This is a genomic window from Halorubrum tibetense (assembly GCF_042661865.1).
GTDB lineage: Archaea > Halobacteriota > Halobacteria > Halobacteriales > Haloferacaceae > Halorubrum > Halorubrum tibetense.
This window is the reverse complement of the sequence record NZ_JBHSWW010000476.1, coordinates 1-1153: the sequence shown is the minus strand read 5'-3', so window position 1 is coordinate 1153 and position 1153 is coordinate 1. Positions and strand designations below refer to the sequence as shown.

Sequence of the window (1153 nt, the reverse complement as noted above, 5' to 3'; positions counted from 1 at the left end):
GTCGTCGGGGTCGAGCTCGACCGCGACGCGTTGACGACGGCGCGCGCGGACGAGCGCCGCGTCGCCGCGAGTGCGCCCGTTCACTGGGTCCAGGCGGACGCGACGCGGGCACCGGTCCGGTTCCCGGACCCGGTTACCGTCGTGATGAACCCGCCGTTCGGCGCCCAGGACGGGAACCGGAACGCCGACCGCGCGTTCCTCGCGACCGCGAGCGAGGTCGCGGCGGTCTCCTACTCCGTTCACAACGCCGGAAGCCGAGGGTTCGTCGAGTCGTTCGCCGCCGACAACGATGGCGAGGTGACTCACGCGTTCGCCGCGGAGTTCCCGGTCGACGCCCAGTTCGACCACCACGAGGACGCCTCCCGCGACCTCGACGTCGAGGTGTATCGGATCGAGTGGGGTGGATAGCGGGGCGTGGGTCCGTCTGCCGAGTTCTTCCCTATTCTTCAGCCCCACTACTGCCTCACTGTCGACCCTCGTACCGCTCCTGCGTCGCCACTCGGACACGGGAATCACCGCGCTCGGCGTACAGTCGCCGGTCCTCGCGGACGAAGTCGATCCCCTGGAGCGTCACGGCCCCCTCGGCCGACGGGAACGGGGCTGTCTCCGTCGCCCCATCGTGCGTGACGCGCAGCTCGAACCCGCCCTCGACGGCGGCGACGGTGACGTTCCGCCCGTCGAGCCGCGGTTCCGCGTCGGCCGGGTCGCCGACGAACAGGGTCGACCGATCGCCGTCGTACGCGCCGTCGACCCGGTAGGTCGGGCCGCCGCCGCTGGCGACCCAGCCGGTCCGCTGGACCCACACAGTCTCCCGCCAGCCGGTACCGCCGACGTCGACGGCGCGGTATCCCCAGAACGCGAGGTTCCCCCGCGAGACTGCCGTCGTCCAGATCTCCCTGTCGGGGTTCGAGACGATCACCCCCGAAGTCCGCACGGACGTGGTGCGGCCGAACGCCTCGACGTCGATCACGCTCACCATCCGGTCCTCAACGTCCTCGGCGTACGTCACCTCGTACCCCTCGACCTCGATCGGATCGCCCGGGGTCTCGCCCTCATCGACCGTGACGAGGTTGGGAACCACCCCGGGACCGGCGACGGCGGCGAGCGCCGCCACGAGCAGGAGCAAGCCGATCGCCGCGGGCGTCGCCGAGGC

General features: G+C 71.5%; 1 protein-coding gene and 1 pseudogene. One reads left to right on the top strand and one right to left on the bottom strand.

The genetic code is table 11. From position 1 onward, the window contains the following. On the top strand, positions 1-408 hold a 408-nt coding region (locus ACFQEU_RS16320), incomplete at its 5' end, for an METTL5 family protein (RefSeq protein ID WP_379783873.1). Positions 409-463: 55 nt separating this feature from the next. Here ACFQEU_RS16320 and ACFQEU_RS16315 read toward each other — a convergent pair. Further along, positions 464-1153: pseudogene (locus ACFQEU_RS16315) on the bottom strand (rhomboid family protein); the annotation flags it as partial.